This window comes from Nocardia sp. CC201C, from assembly GCF_030010695.1.
GTDB lineage: Bacteria > Actinomycetota > Actinomycetes > Mycobacteriales > Mycobacteriaceae > Nocardia > Nocardia otitidiscaviarum.
This window is the reverse complement of record NZ_JASCXP010000047.1, coordinates 1-20,039: the sequence shown is the minus strand read 5'-3', so window position 1 is coordinate 20,039 and position 20,039 is coordinate 1. Positions and strand designations below refer to the sequence as shown.

Annotated in this window: 15 protein-coding genes; 1 reads left to right on the top strand and 14 read right to left on the bottom strand. The window is 70.4% G+C overall.

The annotated features are described in order from the left end of the window. Positions 1 to 21: 21 nt before the first annotated feature. Positions 22 to 1,464 (bottom strand): form I ribulose bisphosphate carboxylase large subunit, encoded by a 1,443-nt coding sequence (locus tag QK444_RS07915; RefSeq protein ID WP_029927633.1) that lies wholly within the window; start codon positions 1,462 to 1,464, stop codon positions 22 to 24. A 124-nt stretch (positions 1,465 to 1,588) separates the two neighbouring features. Between QK444_RS07915 and QK444_RS07910 the strand changes: the two genes are divergently transcribed. Continuing rightward, a complete protein-coding gene (locus QK444_RS07910) occupies positions 1,589 to 2,509 on the top strand; it encodes a LysR family transcriptional regulator (protein ID WP_282778544.1) in 921 nt (306 codons plus the stop codon). Here the strand turns inward: QK444_RS07910 and QK444_RS07905 are convergent. From QK444_RS07905 to QK444_RS07845, 13 genes are all read right to left on the bottom strand, one after another. Then, positions 2,461 to 5,019, bottom strand: coding sequence for an FtsX-like permease family protein (locus tag QK444_RS07905; protein ID WP_282778543.1), 2,559 nt, complete (start codon positions 5,017 to 5,019; stop codon positions 2,461 to 2,463). The two genes, QK444_RS07910 and QK444_RS07905, sit on opposite strands and share 49 nt — an antisense overlap. After that, the gene (locus QK444_RS07900; RefSeq protein WP_280357252.1) at positions 5,016 to 5,711 is read right to left on the bottom strand and encodes an ABC transporter ATP-binding protein; all 696 of its coding nucleotides are present in this window, start codon (positions 5,709 to 5,711) and stop codon (positions 5,016 to 5,018) included. The genes QK444_RS07905 and QK444_RS07900 overlap by 4 nt, the downstream gene beginning before the upstream one ends. Next, positions 5,708 to 7,363 carry a class I SAM-dependent methyltransferase gene (locus tag QK444_RS07895; RefSeq protein WP_282778540.1) on the bottom strand — a complete coding sequence of 552 codons (1,656 nt, stop codon included), beginning with the start codon at positions 7,361 to 7,363 and terminating at the stop codon, positions 5,708 to 5,710. Before QK444_RS07895 ends, QK444_RS07900 begins: the two co-directional genes overlap by 4 nt. Before the next feature lie 61 nt (positions 7,364 to 7,424). Next, entirely contained in the window at positions 7,425 to 8,354 is a 930-nt protein-coding gene (locus QK444_RS07890) for a diacylglycerol kinase family protein (protein ID WP_282778539.1), read from the bottom strand. Continuing rightward, entirely contained in the window at positions 8,339 to 9,064 is a 726-nt protein-coding gene (locus tag QK444_RS07885) for an HAD family hydrolase (protein ID WP_282778537.1), read from the bottom strand. The genes QK444_RS07890 and QK444_RS07885 overlap by 16 nt, the downstream gene beginning before the upstream one ends. Positions 9,065 to 9,066: 2 nt before the next feature. Next, positions 9,067 to 10,449, bottom strand: coding sequence for a nucleotidyltransferase family protein (locus QK444_RS07880; RefSeq protein ID WP_282778536.1), 1,383 nt, complete (start codon positions 10,447 to 10,449; stop codon positions 9,067 to 9,069). Further along, positions 10,446 to 11,747 carry a pyridoxal phosphate-dependent aminotransferase family protein gene (locus tag QK444_RS07875; RefSeq protein WP_282778533.1) on the bottom strand — a complete coding sequence of 434 codons (1,302 nt, stop codon included), beginning with the start codon at positions 11,745 to 11,747 and terminating at the stop codon, positions 10,446 to 10,448. The genes QK444_RS07880 and QK444_RS07875 overlap by 4 nt, the downstream gene beginning before the upstream one ends. Continuing rightward, a complete protein-coding gene (locus QK444_RS07870) occupies positions 11,744 to 14,437 on the bottom strand; it encodes a PEP/pyruvate-binding domain-containing protein (protein ID WP_282778531.1) in 2,694 nt (897 codons plus the stop codon). The genes QK444_RS07875 and QK444_RS07870 overlap by 4 nt, the downstream gene beginning before the upstream one ends. Further along, positions 14,434 to 15,804 (bottom strand): cytochrome P450, encoded by a 1,371-nt coding sequence (locus QK444_RS07865; protein WP_282778530.1) that lies wholly within the window; start codon positions 15,802 to 15,804, stop codon positions 14,434 to 14,436. Before QK444_RS07865 ends, QK444_RS07870 begins: the two co-directional genes overlap by 4 nt. Beyond that, positions 15,801 to 17,537 carry a fatty acyl-AMP ligase gene (locus QK444_RS07860; protein ID WP_282778528.1) on the bottom strand — a complete coding sequence of 579 codons (1,737 nt, stop codon included), beginning with the start codon at positions 17,535 to 17,537 and terminating at the stop codon, positions 15,801 to 15,803. The genes QK444_RS07865 and QK444_RS07860 overlap by 4 nt, the downstream gene beginning before the upstream one ends. Next, the gene (locus QK444_RS07855; RefSeq protein ID WP_282778527.1) at positions 17,534 to 17,779 is read right to left on the bottom strand and encodes an acyl carrier protein; all 246 of its coding nucleotides are present in this window, start codon (positions 17,777 to 17,779) and stop codon (positions 17,534 to 17,536) included. The genes QK444_RS07860 and QK444_RS07855 overlap by 4 nt, the downstream gene beginning before the upstream one ends. Beyond that, positions 17,776 to 18,627 carry a hypothetical protein gene (locus QK444_RS07850; protein ID WP_282778526.1) on the bottom strand — a complete coding sequence of 284 codons (852 nt, stop codon included), beginning with the start codon at positions 18,625 to 18,627 and terminating at the stop codon, positions 17,776 to 17,778. Before QK444_RS07850 ends, QK444_RS07855 begins: the two co-directional genes overlap by 4 nt. Next, on the bottom strand, positions 18,624 to 20,039 hold a 1,416-nt coding region (locus tag QK444_RS07845), incomplete at its 5' end, for a PEP-utilizing enzyme (protein WP_282778524.1). The genes QK444_RS07845 and QK444_RS07850, both read right to left, overlap by 4 nt.

Sequence of the window (20,039 nt, the reverse complement as noted above, 5' to 3'; positions counted from 1 at the left end):
CGACTCCTTGTCGTCGAGCGGTCAGCGGCTGGCCGTGGGCACGGCGTCGGGCGCGTCGGTGGAGGTGTAGTCGAAGGTGACATCACCCCAGGTGGCCAGCGCCACCTCGAGCGGACGGCAGTGCTCGGCCGCCTGGCGCAGCACGTCCGGTCCCTCCTTGAGCAGGTCGCGACCTTCGTTGCGCGCCTTCACGACCGCCTCCAGCGCGACCCGGTTGGCCTCCGCGCCCGCTGCGATGCCGAACGGGTGTCCGATGGTGCCGCCGCCGAACTGGAGGATCACGTCGTCGCCGAACAGGTCCAGCAACTGGTGCATCTGCCCCGCGTGGATGCCGCCGGAGGCCACCGGCATGACGCCGGGCAGGCTGGCCCAATCCTGGTCGAAGAAGATGCCGTTGGTGGGGTTGGCCGGAATGTAGTTGTCGCGCAGGGTGTCGTAGAAGCCCCGCACCGTGTGCGGATCACCCTCGAGCTTGCCGACGACGGTGCCCGCGTGCACATGGTCCACACCGATGAGGCGGCACCACTTGGCCAGCACCCGGAAGCTCACGCCGTGGGTCTTCTGCCTGGTGAACGTGGAGTGTCCGGCGCGGTGCAGGTGCAGCAGCATCCCATTGCGGCGTGCCCATTTGGCCATGGACTGCATGGCGGTGTACCCCACGGTCAGGTCCATCATGATGATCACGCTGCCCAGGGATTTGGCGAACTCGGCCCGCTCGTACATGTCCTCCATGTCCGCGGCGGTCACATTGAGGTAGTGCCCCTTGAGTTCCCCGGTTTCGGCGATGGCGCGGTTGACGCCCTCCATGGCGAACAGATAGCGATCCCGCCACCGCATGAACGGCTGCGAGTTGATGTTCTCGTCGTCCTTGGTGAAATCGAGACCGCCCTTGCATGCCTCGTATACCACACGTCCGTAGTTGCGGGCGGAGAGTCCGAGTTTCGGTTTCACGGTGGCGCCGAGCAGTGGCCGCCCGTATTTGTTGAGATACTCCCGTTCCATAACGATTCCGTGCGCCGGACCCTGAAAGGTCTTGACATAGGCCACCGGAATGCGCATATCCTCCAGCCGCAATGCCTTGAGCGGTTTGAAGCCGAAAACATTGCCGATCACCGAGGAGGTGAGATTGGTGATCGACCCCTCCTCGAAGAGATCGAGATCGTAGGCCACATAGGCGAAGTACTCGCCGGGACGGCCGGGCACCTCGTCGACGCGGTAGCACTTGCCGCGGTACCGGTCGTGCGCGGTCAACCGGTCGGTCCACACCACCGTCCAGGTGGCGGTGGAGGATTCGCCCGCGACGGCGGCGGACGCCTCGACGGGATCGACGCCCTGCTGCGGGGTCACCCGGAAGACGGCCAGCACGTCGGTATCCTTGGGCTGATAGTCGGGAGCGTAGTATCCCATCGACGCATAGGACTGCACGCCCGGATCCCACCGGTCACGTTCTGGTGTGTCAGCCATTGTTCCTCCTGCTCGCGCCGGTGGTCGACTTGCGAATTCCAGGATGACGGCGGCGTTATCGACAAACAATTCGATTGTTTCTCGTCTCGCTCAACTATTTCGTCGAGTTTGCTACCGTCTGACGATGGGTACGGTCAGTGCGGTGCGGATGGAAACCTTTCTGGCCGTTGCGCGGCACAGCAGTATTCGCCGCGCGGCCGCGCAGCTGCACATCACCGAGGCCGCCGCATCGGCCGCCGTCGCGCACATCGAAAAGCAGTTGGGGGCGAAACTCATCGCCAAATCCGGTCGCGGCATCGCCCTCACCGAGGCGGGCCGCATCTACGCCGATTACTGCCGCAGCATTCTGGGCCTGATGAACGAGGCGCACGCGGCGGTGCAGCGAGCCGAGACCGGTCGGCTGCGCATCGGGGTGGTCGCCACCGCCGGGGAGTACGTGCTGCTGCGGCTGCTGGCGTCGTTCCGCACGCGTTATCCGGATGTCGAGGTGGGCTTGTCGATCCACCCGCGCGATGTGCTGTTCCTCGAATTGACCCATCACGAAACGGATCTCGTCATCGCGGGCAGGCCGCCCAGCGACGGCGGGCTGATCACCCGAGCGCTGCGCCCGAGCCGCCTGGTAGTGGTGGGCGCGCCGGGACAGTTCCCCGACCCGGCCACCGCGACCTGGCTGTTGCGCGGCAAGGGATCCGGCACCCGCGACACCACCCTGGCACTGCTGGACCGCCTGGAGATCGCGCCGCCCACCCTCACCCTGGGCACGCACGGCGCGGTGCTGGCGGCGGCACGAGAAGGGTTGGGCATCACCCTGATTCACAGCGATGCCATCGACGGCGACCTGGCCGAGGGCTCACTGCAACTGCTGGCGGTCGAGGGCACTCCCCTCGACCGCCCGTGGCATGCGGTCACCACCCGCACCCCCACCCCCACCGCCCGACTGTTCCTCGGGCACATCACCGATCCGAACGCGGTGGGGGCGGCGGCCTTCCGCCGCTGTCATTCCGAGCGCAGTACCTCCGCGGCCTCCAACCGTCCGGCCCGATAGGCCGGATAGAGGCTGGCCAGGGCCACCAGGGCGAGCACCGCCCCCGCGGTCACGAGCAGCGGTCCGGCGACGACGCCCCAGGCGAGTTGGAAGCCGTAGAACACCGGAGACGCGGTGGCCTGGAGCTGGATCAGGCCCAGCCCCCCGGCGGTGGCGAAGGCGACGGTTAGCCCGGCCAGCAGCGCCGCCTGCGCCAGCACCACGGCGCGCTCGGTGCCCACGGTGCTGCCGATGGCCCGCAGGACCGCGCGCTCGCGTCGCCGCTGCACCAGGGCGAGGACGAACACATTGAGCACGCTGATGCCCGCCGTGATCATCATGACGTAGCCGCTGATGGTGAACGGTTCGAAGAAGCGGGTGATGGCGCGTTCACCGGTTGCGCGCCAGGTGTCGTCGTCGTAGACCGACAGCCCCGCATCCAGTGCGAGGTAGTCCTCGCGGTGGGCGGCCGCGTCGGCGGCGGAGTCGTATCGGACGACCACCTGGTCCCGTACCGCCGCCCAGTCCCGTTCGGCCGTGGCCGCCGAGACCAGCACGATATCGCCGAGTGTGGAGTCGTTGACGACGCGCGGCCGGAACAGTCCCGCCACCCGGAATTCCTTGCGCCCCTGCGGTGTCGGCAGCGTCACGGTGTCGCCGACGCCGACGCCGAGATGTCCGGCCGCTACTTCGCTCAGTCCGATCTCCCCCGCGCCCATGCCACGCCACAGCGCTCGAGCGTCGGTGACGGTGTCGACCGCGGCCTCGGCGTACCAGCCGCCCGGGTCCACCCCGACCACGATGCGCGGTTCGGTGGTGGACGGGATCATGGCCGTCCACCGGGAGGTGGTCTCCCGCCCGCCGGCGGCCCGTTGGATCAGCTCGAAGGTGGCGGGCGCTATGCGTCCGCGCCGCTGGTCCAGGATGGCCTGCGGCGCGATGACGAGGGCGTCGGAAAGCCGCTGCGCCTTCTGCTCGGCCACTTGATCGGCCGCCAGCCGCTGCACGCTGGCGGAGCCGACCGCCAGGCTGGTGCCCACGGTCATGACGGCGACCGTGGTGGCGAACAGGGTGGCGTAGCGGCGGATGTCGGCGGCCACGAGCCGTCCGGTGCGCGGGTGGCGGCGGGCCAGCAGGCCGGTCAGGCCGGTGGCGATGCGCGGTGTGGCCCAGAGGGTGACGGCCGCGACCCCGGCCAGTCCGAGGAACAGCCCGCTGCTGCCCAGATTCAGGTCCACCAGGCCGCTTTGGAAGCGTTCCAGCAGGGCCACCGCACCCGCGATGGTGATCAGGCCGAGGATGAGCACCCACAACCGAATCCGGCGACCGCCGCGCACCACGCCGAAGCTCGACATGGCCGCCAGCGGCCCGTCGCGGACCAGTCGCCAGGCCGGTCCGGCCATGGCCAGCACCCCGCACAGCACGCCCGCGCCGAGGCCGAGGCCGATCAGCCCGAGACTCCATCCGACGGCGATCTCGGCCCCGGAACCGTCGAGCATGGTGCGGCCGAAACGGTCGATGAGGAAGTCGCCCAGCAGATATCCGCTGGGCACGGCCACAAGTCCGCCGATCGCCCCGATGACCGCGCCCTCGCCGAGGAACCCGGCCAGCAGCGAGCGCGGCGTCGCACCGATCGCGCCGATGGTGCCCATCACCGCTCGGCGCTCCTCGATGCTGAGCAGAATCGTATTGACCGCGATGAGGATTCCCACCAGGATCCCGCTCAGCGCCGTGAGGTTCAGGCTCTGCTTCGCGCCCGCGTAGACCACCGGGAGCTGTGGCCGCGGCGGTCCCGCGGTGGCCACGTCCGCCACGATGCGGTCCACGTCGGCGGCGATATCCGCACCCGGCGCGGGCAGCACGAACGCCGCCGTCACGAATCCGCTGCCGCCCAGCAGATCCGCGGCGCTGTCGGTGTCGGGGGCGAAGAGCACATGGCCACCGTTGATGCCCGCCACCCGATCGTATTCGGGAAAGGTCCAGCCCAGGTGTGCGCTCCCCGCGGGCTGGCCGGGAATGCGCACCTCGTCGCCGAGGCGCAGTCCGAGCCGGTCGGCGACCACGGCGGGTATCTCGAACGGCACTCCGGGCCCGTCGGCGGGGCGTTCGGTGCGCGCTCGCTGCTCGCAGTCGAACGGCCCCACCAGCAGCTCGATGGTGCACGGCGCACCCATGACGAAGAATCCGTGCCGCGTACCGCCCACCTCGAGCGGTGCCATGCCCGCGACGAACGGCACCACGGCCTCCGCCTCCGGGATCTCCGAACGCAGCCGCTGCACCACCGCCACCGGCAGCCGCCCGGCGACGGCGGGTGTCACCTGGATGGCGCGATCCCCGGCGTAGGCGGTGAGCGACGGTCCGAAGGCGTCGAAGGGCCGGGTCACTTCACGCTGCAACTGCACCATTCCGAGCACCAGCGTGACCCCGAGCGCCACCCCTATGACGCTGGAAATCGTTCTGCGCCAGTCGAAGAGCAGCGCGGTGAGATGGACCCGGCGGAAGCGGGCCCAGCCCGCCCCGACCCGCCTCACCGGTCCGGCTCCAGCGCCCGCTCGTCGGCCCGCCCGTCCACCAGGCCGATATGGCGGGTGCCGTAGGGCGAGGCCGCCGGATCATGGGTGACCACGATGACGGCGGTGTCGTTCTCCTCGGCGAGTTCGCGCAGCAGCGACAGCACCGCGTCGGAGGATGTGGAGTCGAGATTGCCGGTCGGTTCGTCGGCCAGCAGCAGCGCGGGCCGCGCCACCATGGCCCGCGCCACCGACACCCGCTGCATCTGACCGCCGGACAGCTCACCGGGCCGGTGCCGGGCACGGTCTCCCAGACCCACCCGCTCCAGCAGTTCCCGGGCGCGGGCATCCGCGGTACGCGCCGGGACGCCGTCGAGAACCAGTGGTAGCGAGACGTTCTCGACCGCGTCGAGCATGGGCACCAGATTGAAGAACTGGAAGACGAAGCCGAGGCTGCGGCGGCGGAAGGCCGAGCGCGCGGTGGCGCTCAACGCCCAGATGTCCTCCCCCCGCACGGTGACGGTGCCGCTGTCGGGTGCGTCGAGCCCGCCCGCCACATGCAGCAGCGTGGATTTGCCCGCGCCGGACGGGCCGGTGACGATCACGAACTCCCCCGCCGACACCGTGAGGTCCAGGTCGCGCAGCGCGTGCACCCGCTCCTCACCGCGCAGGTACGACTTCGACACCGCGCTCAGCTCCAGCAGCGCCGTCATGCCGGGGCCGCTTCCGTCGCGGGGCGCACCCGCAGCAGCAGCTGATGTCCGTTGCGAATGGTCTGCACCGGTTCCAGTCCGGCCCCGGCGACCAGCTCCAGCACCTGGTCGGCGGTGAAATTGCTGGTGATGGTGTTGGTTCCGACGAACCGCTCGATGAGCCGGTCCTTCCAGGGCACCCCGGGACTGGTCAGCACCGACAGCGACAGTTCCCCGTCGTCGGCCAGCAGCGCGGCCATATGCTTCAGCGCGAGCTGCGGCTCCGGGAAGACATGCAGCGCACCGTAGCAGCCCAGGGCCCGCACCGAGCCCGGTTCCAACCCGAGCGTGTTCACGTCCTGGATCAGCGACACCGCCCCGGGCACCCGGCGGAAACGTTTGGCGTTCTTGCGCAACATATCCGGGGACAGGTCCACGAACAGCAGCGGCGGCAGCGTGCGCACCTTCGCTGAGCGGATGGCGAAGGTGGTGAGGCTGCCGTCGCCGACGCCGATATCCACGAAGGCCGCGCCCCGCTCGGCGGCGGCCGCCAGCTGTCCGCCGTAGAAGCGCCCGAGTACGCCGAGTTTGCCGCTCCAGACGATCCAGAACACCAGCGTGGCCACGATCGGATACGCCTTGGAGTAAATGCGGTAGGCGAACCGCACCTTCTCACTGGCGATTTCGCGGCCGGTGTAGGTGTCGGCGGTGGCGTCGGCGTAGAGCCGCAGGCGGGTGTCGACCGGGCGCAGGCCGACCTCGCCCGCGGCGGTGACCAGTGCGCCGGTGTCGTCCTCACGCAGCGGTTGCCGGGTGATCGGATGGACGAACGGCGGCAGCGCGGCGATCGCGGAGTGATCGGCACCGGTCCCGGTCAGCCCGTAGTAGTCGCGCACCAGTCGCGCGTACAGGCCCGCGGGCAGCAGCCGGCGCGCCCAGAACGAGGACCGCACGTCCCGGCCCACCCGGTACACGGCGCGCGGGTGCCGCCGGGTCAGGGCGCGCAGCACGGCTGCGGCCACCACCTCCGGATCCTGACCGTTCGCCAAGTGTTCGGCATTGCGGCGGGCCACTTCGGCGCTGACGGCACGGTACACGCTCAACTCGTCACCGCCGCGCCGCGCCGCGGCGAGAATGCCGGTGCGGGTCCATCCGGGAATCAGCGTCACCACCTCGATTCCGAATGGCGCGGCCTCCATGCGCAGTGCCTCGCCGAGTTTCTCCACCGCCGCCTTACTGGCCGAGTACCACCCACCGAACGGCTGCGCGACACCGGCCGCGCCGGAACCCACCACCACGATCCGGCCGCTGCCCTGCCGGCGCAGCGCCGGCAGGACCGCCCGCGCCACCCGCGCGGTGCCGATGGCGTTCACATCCAGCAGGGCCGCGGCCTCGGCCGGGGTGGTCTCCTCCACCGCCCCGGCGAGTCCGTATCCGGCGCAGGTGATCACCGCGCGCACGGTGCGGTGCCGTTCCACGGCGTCGTCCACCCACAGCCGCACCGCCTCCTCGTCGCGCACGTCGACGGCCGCGATCGGGAACGGCGACCGCTCGGGCACCGCGACATCCGCGCCCACGACGCGGAAGCCGCACTCGGACAGCAGTTTCCCGGTGGCCAGGCCGATGCCCGAGCCCGCGCCGGTGATGAGCACCACGCCGGGTTGTTCTTTCATATCGCTCGTACTCCTTCTGTTCGACTGGGCGGCTGTCGAAGCGCCCGCTGGCGACTCCCGTTCAGGCGCACACCAGCAGCGCCCGAGGCAGCACCTCGAGGGTTGCGCCCTCCACGACGGTGATCTCGCCGTCGAGTTCGAGCGGGCTGGGATATTCGGGACGCAGATCCACCCGGGCCGACCGTTCGCAGCGCGCCAGGGCGGAAGCGCGGAAGCGCCCGCGGTACAGACCCGCGATGAGGCGCAGTACGGCGGGCCGGGAGGCCGCCGACCAGATGTTCACGTCGAACCGCCCGTCATCGGCGGTTACGCCTGTGTCGTAGCGCATTCCACCGGCGAAGTGCACGGACTTGAGCACGCTCACGGTGGTGACGGGCGCGTGCTGTCGCCACCCCTCGCCCCGGATATCCACGCGCAGCGGGTCGAAGGTGGCGATCGTACGCAGCGCGGTGTAGGCGATGGCCGCGTCGGTGTTGCGTGGTTTGAGCCACGCGGTGAGCCCGCCCGCCGCATTGAAATGGTGGTTGCCCGCCGCGACCAGGCCCATACTGGCGTTGAGCAGGAAGTAGCGGATCCGGCGGGTGCCGTCCGGCAGCAGCATGGTGGCCTTGCCGACATCCATGCCGCGCGCCCGCCCGAGGTCGGTGCGCGCGGGCACCCCGGCCAGCATCCGGTCCGCGGCGGCGGGTTTGTGAAAATCGTTGGAACTGCCCAACCCGATGGCCCCCAGCGCGATACGGGGATCGCGCGGCCGGTCGACGGCCGGGTCCATGAGCGCGTTGAGCACCAGCCCGACCGTGCCGTCCCCGCCCGCGGCGATCACCGCGTCGTGCCCGGCGTCGACGGCGGCGCGCACCGCCCTCTCCGCCTCGGCCGCCGAATCCGGTGCGGCCATGTCGATATCGGGTCGACGCTCGAGCAGCACCTGGCGCACCTGCGGCCATCGGGTGGCGGCTCCGCCCTTGGCGGTGGGATTCACGACGAGAAACACGAGTCCTCCGGTAGTCCGAGCCAATCGGCGAGACCGTGCCAGTCGCCGCCGGTGACGAGTTCGTTGTCGGTGCCGCCGTGCAGCAGGTACACGGGAATGCCGAGTGCGGTGGCGGGCGGATCCTTGACCGGGTCGTTGCCCACCATGACGCACTGCTCACCGGTGACACCGAGCAGCTCCAGCAGTTCGGCGTAGTACTCGACGCGGGGTTTGGCCCGGCGCATGGTCTCGCCACTGCATATGTGCGTGAAGACGACGGGATCAATTCCGCCCCAGCGCAATCGGTTCTCCGCCGTGCTGCGCGGCCACAGTGGGTTGGTCGCCACCACCTGCGTCACCCCGCGCTCGGCGAGCAGGTCCACCAGTACCCGTGCCGCCGGTACCGGACGGAAGCAGCGCCGCAGCCGGGGCAGCCCGGTGGCGGCCAGGGCACGGAATCGGCGGTCGGCCTCGGGAACCGAGACGGCCGCCCGCTCGGCGAGCAGGCGCACCAGCAGGTCGTGGTTGGTGAGCTCACCGTCGTTGCGCCGCACCTGATCCAGGGTGACGCGCAGCATGGGCAGGAATCGGTGCGGCGGCAGCACATCCCGGAAGGCGGCGGCGGCCACCAACGGCATGAGCAGTCCGAAGGTCCGCTGCCGCAGCCCGACCAGGGTGCCGTCCAGATCCCACAGCACCGTGGTCACCCCCGGGCGTCCCGGTAGCGGCATGCTCACTCCTGACTGTCCGCGACCGCCCGCAGCTGTGCGGGGGTCATACCCACCCGAGCGGCGAACGCGGCCAGATCGACGGTGTCGCCGGTGGATCCGCGCACCGTGCGCGCGGCGCTGACCCCGAGATCGGCGACGGTCTTGGCCAGCGCGGCCGGAAACAGCCATCGACCCAGGTCGCGCTGGAACACCCGGGTGAGCCGGTAGGGCGCGGCCACCCGCGCCCCGGCCCGCGACAGCGGGTTGTCGGTGCGCAGCGAACTCATGCGCGCCGCCTCGTCACCGGGGACGAACAGCAGATTGCGCCACAGTGCCGCGAACCGGGCCACCTTCTCCCCCAGCGCCTGGGTGGCGTTGAACTCCAGATACGCCTTCTCGATGGTGGCGGTGTGCGTGGACCGGCTGCGCAGCAGCGTGTGGATGTCGCGGGTCTTGCGGTCGACGTCGTAGCGGTAGAAACGGTCGGCGTGCGGGCGCGTCCACGCCACCAGCGCGGCGATCCGCTCGTCCGGCACGAGGCGCTGGGTCAGCGACAGCGCGTGATAGACGAGATTGTGCGATCCGGCGGCGGTGACCGCCTCCCGCACCTGGCCGTAGTCCAGGTCGTCGCCAGCGTGGCGCACCAGATTCCAGATGTCGGCGAGCTCGCGCACCCCGGTCTTGTAGTACGGCAGGTGGACGCACAGGTGGTGCAGATTGTCCTCGTGCGCCATGGCCCAGGCCGGGACACCGTGGAAGTCGATGGGCCGCACCCGCTTCCAGATGGCGTTGTAGTCGATGGCGTACGGCGCGAGCGGCGTGATGAGCCCCCAGTGGGTGCCCACCACCAGCGCACCGTCGCGGGAGACGAACGACGGCAGATGGTGCGAACGCCGCTCGCGCACCCGGGGCTCCTTGCCCAGCAGTTCCGAGACGCTGAACATGCCGAGATCCCGGTAGATCTCGACGGCGGCGTCGACCTGCTCGATATCGAGCAGAATGTCGATATCGTTCATGCGCTTGTAGTACGGGTCGCCGTAGACCTCGGACGCGAACAGCATGCCCTTGAGCACGACGCAGCGAATACCGGCCGTGTCGAACCGCCGCAGCAGCTCCTTGGCCCCCACCAGCCGCCGTTCGTTGGCCGCCGCGATCTCGTCGGAGACGGCCTGGAACGCACCCGCCAGCGGCACCCGGTCGAACAGGCCCTCGGCGGTGAGCCGACGCTGCACCAGCGGCACGGTCGCATTGCGCCGCGCCAGATGCAGCACCTCCACCCAGTCCATCTCCCCGCGGGCCAGGTCGCGCAACTGGGCGCGCTCGGCATCGGTGGGCGCGGCCAGGGCGGCGAGCACCAGCAGCCGTTCGGCGGGCGTGCCGCCCGCCGCGATGAGGGCGTCGGTCATCGGGAGGCTCCGATCTGGTCGGGGTGGAAGCCGAACCGGCGCGCCACCGCGTCGATCCGGTCGACGGCGACATCCAGGTGCTCGGTGCTCAGCGTGGCCATCATGGAGATCCGCAGCCGTTGCAGATCCCGTGGCACCGCCGGGAATTCGACACCGTTGACGAAGACGCCCGCCCGGTGCAGCGCGGCCACCACCTCGGCGACCGGCACGGTGGCGGGCAGGATGACGGGCACGATCGCCGTCACCGGGTCCACCGCGAACCCGCGCCGCCGCAGCGCCGCCGCGAAGTAGGCGGTATTGGCGTGCAGGGCCGCCACCCGTTCCGGGTGGGCCTCGATGAAGTCGATCCCGGCCAGCACCGAGGCGACCACGGCGGGCGACAGCGACGCGGAGAACATGTAGGAGCGGGCGAAGAAGCGCAGCGAATCCACCAGCGCCCTGCTGCCCGCCACGAAACCGCCGGTGGTGGCGAACACCTTCGAGAAGGTGCCCATGGCGATGTCGACCCCGCCGTCGAGCCCGAAATGTTCGGCCGCGCCGTGCCCGCGGGCGCCGAGCACCCCCGTTCCGTGTGCATCGTCCACGGCCAGCAGCGCGCCGAAATCGTCACAGAGAGAACGGATTTCGGTCAGCGGTGCGATATCGCCATCCATGGAGTAGACGCCCTCCACGGCGACCACCACATTCGCGCCCGGATTGCGCCAGCGCACCTGCATGAGCCGGTAGCGCAGATGGTCGAGGTCGTTGTGGTCGAAGGCCATCGACCGCACTCGGCCCAGTTGGATGCCGTCGTAGAGGCTGGCGTGGTTCTGCTCGTCGTAGATCAGGATGTCGCCGCTGCGCAGCAGGCCGGTCACCCAGCCGACATTGGCGGCGAATCCGGAGGAGAAGAGCATGGCCGACTCGCAGCCCTTCACCGCCGCGAGCCGCTGCTCGAGCTCGAGATGGAGCGATGTGGTGCCATTGAGCAATGGCGGGCCGCCGCAGCCGATTCCGTACTTCCGGGTGGCGGCCACCGCCGCCTCGATGATCTCCGGTTCGTCGGCCAGGCCCAGATAGTTATTGGACCCCAGCATGATCACCTCGCGGATGTCCCCCGTCTCCGGGTCCCGCGCCCGCACCACGGGTCCGGCGGGGCCGGTGATCTCGCGCAGGACGAATCCCATGCCGCGCACCCGCTCCACATAGGGGCGGAAGTGTTCGAAACGCTGGTCGAAGGAGTGGGCGTCGGTGTCGAGATAGTGCTCCAGGGTGAAGTTCTCGGCATGTCCGGTGGGGTGGGCGTCGAGCGAGGTCATGCGGAACCCTTTCGTGCGATGAGCGTGACGGTGCCCGCGTGGCCGTCGAGCAGTACGGTGTCGCCGTCGGCGATGCGCCGGGTCGCCTGCGGCACGCCGACCACGGTGGGGATGCCGAGTTCGCGGCCGATGATGGCGGTGTGCGAGAGCAGACTGCCCTTCTCGCTGACCAGCCCGCCCGCGGCCACCATGAGGAACACCCAGCCCGGGTCGGTGGTGGCGGCCACCAGCACCCGGCCGTCGGTGACGGCGGCGGTGTCGGGTTCGGGCAACACCAGCGCCGGTGCCTGGACCCGGCCCGGCGCGCAGCCGATTCCGGTGAGGACGGTCGCGTCGTCGAAGGCCAGGAAATCCGGTTCGGGCGTGTGCGCGGCCGCTATTCCGGCGGTGACGATGCGCGAGGGAGCCGCCTGCGCCCGCCAGATCTCGTGGTCGCGTGTGCGGGCGGCCACCAGGTCGCGGGGCTGGGCGGTGACGGAGGTGCCGCGGGTGAGGGCGGCGATCTCCTCGTAGGTGAGATAGAAGACATCGCGCGGTTCGTCGAGCAGCCCCGCCTCGTGCAGCTGTGTCCCCAATACGCGGAACACCCGCTTGACCATGCCGAAGCAGCGGCTGCGCCCCAGGCGCATATTCTCGCGCTGCTTCACCGTGGCGCGGGCCTGGGCCAGCACCAGGCGCACGAGCAGCCACCGCAGGGGTCGGCCGCGCAGGGCGCGGCGCAGCCGCACCTCCGCCTCCCGGCGGATGCGCCGCTCCTCGGCGGTCATGGTCCGGAAGTCGATATCGCGGCGAATATAGTTGCGCAGCACCGGAATCAGCTTCTCGGGATGCTGTTCCAGCGAGTCCGTCTCCAATTTCAGCTCGTCCACGGTGCGGTCGCCGTAGGCCGACAGATGCGCACGGTAGGCGGTCAGGAACTCGTTGTGGGCGTCGTCGTGCAGCTCCGCCCACACCCGCGCCGGGTCCCGATCGCTGTCGATCAGCGCGCGCAGGGCGGGATCGGCGGCCGCGCGGGTGGCCAGCGCCAGTGCCGAGCGCACCGGTTCGACGCTGTCCACACCCTCCTCGCCGCAGAACAGTTCGTTGCGCAGGGTGTCCGGATTGTCGACACCACTGTCCTGCAACAGTTTTCCGAGCGCGTGGAACAGTTGCTGGGCGATGAAGTCGTTGAAGATCTGCACCGCGTAGGCGGGAACCAGATCACTGATCACGCGATCGAGCCAGGTCAGCAGTGCGTGCGGGGTGCGCTCCCGATCCGGGGTGGCCGGGTCGAGGCGGTGGTCGAGATCGGCGCGGAACCGGTCGAGTTCGGTGAAGAAGTGCGCCAGTCGGCGCGGCAGCCGGAACCAGCCGAGCAGCAGTATCAGCACGACTCGCGCACGCAGCAGCAGAGTGCGGGCGCGAGCCCAGCCGCCCGCCGGTGGCGCGGGCCGCCGGTAGCGGTTCTCGATGCCGAGCGCGGCCTCCCAGCCCTCGATGGCGAAGTCCAGGCCGGGAATCCGGAGGAACAGCCGATACCAGTTGCTGATGTTGTAGTAGATCCGGCCGTGCCAGGTGCCCACCAGATACGGGTAGAGATCGGCGGCACCGGCGCGCACGGTCGCGCGTCGTGCGCCGAAATCCCGGTGGCAGACCCGGAACACCTGCTCGTAGGCCAGCCGCACGATCGAGAAGGTCAGTGGACTGGATACGCCCGGATAGGACTCGGCCACATTGACGTTGTCGAAGATGGTCTCCTGCGCGCCGGTCGCGGTGACCGGCCGCGTTTGCAGCAGGTGGATTCGGCCCGCGCGGTCGATGGCCCACTCCACGTCCTGCGGGGCATCCAACCGCTCGGCCAGCTCCACCGCCAGCCCGGTGAGTTCGAGCACCTGCGCGTCGGTGAGGGCCGCGGTGTCGACCGCCGGCACGGCGGTGACCGCGGTGCCGTCTACCGTCGGCAGGACCGCGCTGGACTTCTCGCCGATGCTGCGGGCGGTGACGGTGCGGGAGCGGGTGTCGACGAAGTAGGTGTCGCAGTCCACGGTTCCGGAGACCACGCCCTCCCCCAGCCCCAGGCCCGCCGAGACCACGGCCTCGCCCGGATCGCCATTGCGCGGATTGCAGCTGAACACCACTCCGGCGGTGGCGCTGTCCACCAGTGTCTGCACGATGACCGCGGTGTCGGCGATGGCATTGCCCAGTCCGCGCCGCACGCGATAGAACAGCGCCCGCTGTGAGTACGCCGACGCCAGACAGGCCAGCACGGCATCCGGTACCGCCTCGGGCGCGACATTGAGCAGGGTGTCGAGCTGTCCGGCGAAGGAGTCGGTGGCCGAATCCTCGCCCCGCGCCGACGACCGCACCGCCAGCCGACCCGCCCCCTCGAGCTCGGTGAGCCGCCGGTGCAGGTCGGCGGCGAGATCGTCGGGCAGCGACAGCGCGGTCACCAGCTCCGCGATGGCATCGGCGGTGTCGCGCAACGACTTCGGATCCTCGGCATCGAGCGCACCGAGCAGCGCGTCGAGCTCGTCGCGCACCGGTTCGAGAATGCGGGCGCAGGCCGCGGTGGTGAGCACACAGAAGGCCGGTACCCGATACCCGTGCCGGTGCAGCCAGGCCAGGTTGGCGGCCTTGTGCCCGATGAGGGCCGGGTCCAGTCGGGCGGCGGCGGTCGCGTCGGCGACGGCGGCCAGTTCGGCGGCGGTCACAGGTCACCTCCGGTGGTGCGGCGGCGCAGGCGCACCAGCACGGGATCGGGAAGATTGGAGATCTGCGGGTTCTCCCGCACCCGCAGTCCGCCCGCGAGTTCGATGTCGTAGCGGGACAGCAGCATGGCCAGCCCCGCCCGGGCCTCGACCAGCGCCAGATGCCGCCCCACGCACAGGTGCGGGCCCCAGCCGAACGGGAAGTAGTGGAACGGCGACCGGTCCCGGGCCGCCGCCGGGAGGAAGCGGTCGGGATCGAAAACCAGTGGCGCGGACCAGAACTGCGGTAGGCGCTGATTCACGAACGGGCTGATCACGACGATGGATCCGGCGGGCAGGTCGAAGCGGTCGAAGCTGTCGGCCGCCACGGGGGTGCGGCTGAACGCCCAGGCGGGCGGGTGCAGCCGCATGGCCTCGTCGAGTGCGCGGCCGGTCAGATCGAGGGCGGTGAGGGCGTCGGCGGTCGGCGGGCCGCCCGCCAGTCGCCCATCGATCTCGTCCACCACATCGCGCAGCACCGTGCGATTGCGGCACAGCTCGTACACGGCCCAGGCGATGGCCCCGCCGGTGGTTTCGTGCCCGGCGAGCAGGAAGGTCAGCACCTCGTGGCGCAGCTGGGTGTCGTCCATGGCGTGCCCGTCGTCGTCGCGCGCGCTCGACAGCCGATCCAGCAGGCTGCCGGAGCCGGTGCGATGTCCGGCGATGACCTCGTCCACCACCCGGTGCAGCCGCGAAAGCACTTGCCCGAAAGCGCGATTGGCCGGGGTCGGCACCGAAGGCGGCAGCGGAACGGGTGCCGCCATGTGTCGCATGACCCAGTCCACGCCGTGGCGCACATCGGCCTCGATCTGCGGCAGCACATCGTCCACGTCCGCACCGAGCACCGCACGGCACACCACATCGGCGGCGAAGCCGAGCACCTCCGGCACCAGGTCCACGATCTCGCCGGTATCGGCGTGGCGGTCCAGCCGCGCGGCCATGCGCTGTCCGCACTCCACCATGAGCGGCACCTCGTCGAGAACGTGCCGGCGGTGGAAGACCGGTTTGATGAGCGCTCGCTGCCGCTGCCACAGCTCGCCCTCGCTCACCAGCAGGCCGGGGCCGAGCAGATGGTGCAGGCTCGTATAGCTGATACCTTTGCGGTAGTTGTCGGCATTGGTCATCATGACCTGCCGAATGTGGTCGGGGTCCACCAGCAGATACAGCTGTTCGTGGGCGAGCCGGATGCGCACGCTGCCGCCGTGCGCGTACGCCTGCTCGTAGAACAGCGTCAACGGGTCGCGCCGATAGTCGAGATACGCACCCAGCGGATGGCGGTAGGACGGTCCGGGCAGGCGGCGGCCGGTGTCCCGGGCGAGCAGCGCGGTCACGGTGTCTCCTTGGTGGCGACGAACCGCGCGCGGGCCGCCGCGCGCTGGATCTTGCCGCTGGTGGTCTTGGGCAGAGCGCGCGGCGGCACCAGATGCACCGCGTCGGCCAGCACGCCGGTGCGGGAGCTGACGGCGGATCGGATCGCCAGCCGCAGCGCGTCCTGCTCGGCAGTGTCCACGTCGGTTTCCACGATCAGATGCAGACCCTCGGAATGCGCGTCGGCCGTGCGGTATCCGACCGCCGCCACCCCGCCCAGCCGGACACCGGGCACGGTCTGCGCGGCCTGTTCGAAATCGGAGGGGAAGTAGTTGGCCCCGCGGATGATGATCAGGTCCTTGCGGCGGCCGGTGATCCGCAGCCCGCCGTCCCGCAGATAGCCGAGATCGCCGGTGTCCCACCAGCTCCCGTCGACCACGCAGGCCGCCGTGGCGTCGGGCAGCTGGAAATAGCCCGGCGTGCGGGACGGCCCGTGGAACTGCACCGCGCCGAGCACATTGTTGGCGCAGGGCCGTCCCCGCTCGTCCACGACGCGGATCTCGGTGCCGGGCACCGCCGGACCGCAGTCCACCACCCGCACCGCATCGGGGGCGTCCGCGGGCACGTCGACCACGCGGGCCTCGATCGCCAGCCGGTCCCGGGAGACGGTGTCCACGCGCAGGGTCGCGCGCGGCCGGTTCACGGTGATCGCCAGTGACGCCTCGGCCATGCCGTAACAGGGCACCACCGCGTCGCGCGGTAGTCCCCAGGCCGCGAAGCGGTCGGTGAACAGGCGCAGCGTGTCGGCCTGGATCGGCTCGGCCCCGCAGAACAGGAACCGCCACCGCGACAGGTCGACCCCGTCGAGATCTTCGTCGCGCACTCGCAGCGCGGCGTAGCCGTACCCGAAATTCGGTGCGGCGGCGACGGTTCCGCCGTAGTCGCTGACATTGCGCAGCCACTCGGCCGGTGCCCGCAGAAAGCGGTTGGGCGGCATGAGTACCGCGCCCGCTCCCGCGAACAGCGGGGTCAGGGTGCCGCCGATGAGTCCCATATCGTGGTTGAGCGGCAGCCAGCCCGCCCAGTTGTCCCCGGGTCCCAGTCCGCACACGCGGGTGATCTGCTCACAGTTGGCGGCGAGATTGGCGTGGGTGATCACCACGCCCTTCGGGATGCCGGTGGAGCCCGAGGTGCATTGGATGAATGCCGGATCGGAGCCGTCGGGCAGCCGGGGCTCGGCCTCCGGCGCGCCCGCGGTCACCGCACGCGCGTGCAGGTCCACACCGTTCGCCACGATCGTTCCGGTGGGCCGGTGCGCGCCGAGCGCGTCGAGCACATCGGGGGCGGCCACCAGCGCGGCGGGAGCCAGATACGCGACCAGCCGGGCGAACTTGTCCGCGAACAGCCCGCGGCCGCCGAAACCGCTCGGCGGCGCGACCGCCACCGGGATCGCGCCCAGCAGCTGCGCGCCGAAGAACGCGGTGATGAACTCGGTGCCGGTGGGCAGGCACAGCATGACCCGATCACCCGGGCGCACGCCGTAGTCCGCCAGGGCGGCGGCGCTGCGCCGGGCCGCACGGGCCAGGGCGGCATAGTCCAGTACCTCGGATTCGCCCGGTGCCGCGACGAAAACCACTCGGGCCGTGTGTGATTCGTCAGCCGCAGGCGACTCGTCGGTGAGATGGTCGAGCAGTGCGTGCACGATACTCGGATGTCGGGGCCGCAGGGCGGCGGGTGCGGCGGCGGTGCGGGTCATCGGATGGTCTCCCGGACGTGCTCGGCGATGCGGTCCACCGTGTCCAGCCGGGCCGCCACGGCATCGGGAATGGTGATCCCGAAGGCGTCCTCGAGCCGCATGGTGAGGTCGATGGAGGTCGGCGAGTCCAATCCGTAGTCGACGAGCGGTGTGCCGCCCTCCAGATCGTCGGCCGCGACCCAGAGCGCCTCGGCCACGATGGCGCGTACCCGGGCCGCGACCGAATCCTGTGTCGATGTCATGCGAACAGCCGTCCTTCCTCGACGCAGCGGCGCACGGATTCCTCGAGGTCCACGCCGTCGGCGGTGTCGATGCGGTGGAAACGCAGGTCCGGAAAGGCCGCGGGGAGGAGCTGCTGCGCGCGCTGGTAGCCCTTGCGCAGTTCCGCCAGCAGTTCCGGCGTCTCGTGGGATTCCCGCGTGCCCCCGCCCACCCGGGCGGTGCAGCGGGCGGCGGCCTGCTCGGGCGGCACGTCGAGCCACAGCACCGCATCCGGCAGGCTGGTTCGGCACCGCCGCGCGAACGCCGGTACCGCCGCATCCGGTTCCAGCTGAACGAGTGTGGACACCTCACCGAGCAGGTTCCAGATATCGGGGTCGGTGCCCAGGCGCGCCGCCTCGCCCGCGTACCAGGCGAGGATGTCGTCGAGGGTGCCGGGCGCGTGCCGATCCAGCACGTCGCGCACCTGCGCCTCGCGAGCGCGCGGATCGGTGTCCAGATCGGCGAGCAGTACGTAGAACGGCCCGTAGACCAGTGTTTCGACGAGCGGATGCCGCTCGCACACCAGCACGTCCGGTGCGAAGGTGTCCACGAAGAACCGTTCGACCGGCCCGAACAGGGTCATCTGGAGATACAGCGCGATGGCCTTGCACTCCAGGCTGCCGATCTCGTCGCAGCCGTCGCTGAACGCCTTGAGCTGCTGCGAGAGTCGATGCAGCGGGGCATTCGCGGTGGTGTGGAAGTCCGGGCAGGTCATACTGCCGAAGCCGCGGTCGCGCGGGGCCAGCTCGCGCAGGCGCGCCAGCACCGAGGATTTGCCGCAGCCGTCGATGCCGACCAGGGCGATGCGGCGGGTGGGGTTGTCGTTCACTGCTCCGTGCTCCGCAACTGCTCGAGAATGGTGGTGGTGATGTCACCGGCCGGGGCGGTGCCGTCCAGTTCGGTCCAGCCCAGTTCGGCCGACAGCCCCGCGAGGGCATCGTGGCTGCGCTGCTGGAACTCGAGGAATTCGTGCTCGTCGCCGTAGCCGCTCTCGTAGTCGCTGCGTTTACGCTTGCGCGCCAACGCGTCCCGCGGGCTGATGCGCAGGTGGAAGGTGAGGTCGGGCTCCGGGAAACCGGATGCCAGCGCGCGCAGGACCGCCGGATCGCCGCCGTGCGCCACCTCGGTGGCGAAGTACTTGTACCAGTACGAGTTCATGAGCACGACGTCCGGACCGCGCCGCGCGGCGAGATCGAGCGCCAGTTGCATGGCGTGATAGAGGAAATGGGTCCGGCTGAGCGGGGTGAGCACCTTCAGGTAGCCGTAGATGGCGTCGGGTCGGTCGAACGGCAGTTTGGCCGACACCGCGGGGTCCAGGAAGGCATCCCAGATGGTCACCGCCGCCACCGTCTGCCCCTGTGATTCGAAGACGCTCGCCAGCCGTGCCACCTGGGTGGTCTTTCCGGAGCCGTCGCCGCCGGCGATGCAGATCATCCGTTTGCGCGGCGACAGCGTCCGGACCGCCGGGCGGTCGGGGTGGGTTCGATCGGTCATGAGAGCGCCTCCTGATCGTGCGCGAGACGTAGTGGGTGTCGACCCCGGATCGGGTAGCGCCGCTACCGGACGTGGGGTGGCGGGCGCGGTATCCGCGACCCGCTCGGGCGGGGCGGTGTCGAGCAGGGTGACGGTGCCCGCGCCGCCGTCGATCCGGAGCCGCTGTCCGGAGCGAATGGCGGCGGTGGCGCCGGGAACATTGAGCACGGCCGGGATGCCGTACTCGCGGCCGATGACGGCGGCATGCGAGAGCAGTCCGCCGACCTCGGTCACGACGCCGGTCACCAGGCCCAGCGCCGGGGTCCAGCCGGGATCGGTGAACCGGGTGACGAGAATGTCGCCGGGGCGCAGGTCGGCGATCTCGGCGAGTGATGCGATGACCCGCGCGGGGCCTTCAACCACGCCCGCGCTGCACCCCAGCCCGGTGAGCACGCCGTCGCCGGCTTCGGTGTGCGAGACCGTCACGCCGGGGCCGAGTTCGTGCGGCGGCACCAGGTCCCGGTAGCCGTCGTACATGGCCCGCCGGTACCGGATCGCCGCCGCCAGCTCGTGACCGCCGCGGAAACCCTGTGCCAGATCGGCGATCTCGTGGATGTCGAGCATGTACACATCGGCCGGGTCGGCGAGGGCTCCGGCGGCGTGCAGCCGTGTCCCGGCCTCGACCACGTAGGCGCGCACGATGGCGTAGCAGCGGGAGGAGAAGTCCCGCATCAGCTCCCGCGCCACCAGGTACCGGCGGGCCAGTGC

What these genes read in the sequence shown, in the direction of transcription:
- QK444_RS07915 (WP_029927633.1), bottom strand. Translation starts at nt 1,464, where the DNA reads ATGGCTGACACACCAGAACGTGACCGGTGGGATCCGGGCGTGCAGTCC.
- QK444_RS07910 (WP_282778544.1), top strand. Translation starts at nt 1,589, where the DNA reads ATGGGTACGGTCAGTGCGGTGCGGATGGAAACCTTTCTGGCCGTTGCG.
- QK444_RS07900 (WP_280357252.1), bottom strand. Translation starts at nt 5,711, where the DNA reads ATGACGGCGCTGCTGGAGCTGAGCGCGGTGTCGAAGTCGTACCTGCGC.
- QK444_RS07895 (WP_282778540.1), bottom strand. Translation starts at nt 7,363, where the DNA reads ATGAAAGAACAACCCGGCGTGGTGCTCATCACCGGCGCGGGCTCGGGC.
- QK444_RS07885 (WP_282778537.1), bottom strand. Translation starts at nt 9,064, where the DNA reads ATGCCGCTACCGGGACGCCCGGGGGTGACCACGGTGCTGTGGGATCTG.
- QK444_RS07880 (WP_282778536.1), bottom strand. Translation starts at nt 10,449, where the DNA reads ATGACCGACGCCCTCATCGCGGCGGGCGGCACGCCCGCCGAACGGCTG.
- QK444_RS07875 (WP_282778533.1), bottom strand. Translation starts at nt 11,747, where the DNA reads ATGACCTCGCTCGACGCCCACCCCACCGGACATGCCGAGAACTTCACC.
- QK444_RS07860 (WP_282778528.1), bottom strand. Translation starts at nt 17,537, where the DNA reads ATGACCCGCACCGCCGCCGCACCCGCCGCCCTGCGGCCCCGACATCCG.
- QK444_RS07855 (WP_282778527.1), bottom strand. Translation starts at nt 17,779, where the DNA reads ATGACATCGACACAGGATTCGGTCGCGGCCCGGGTACGCGCCATCGTG.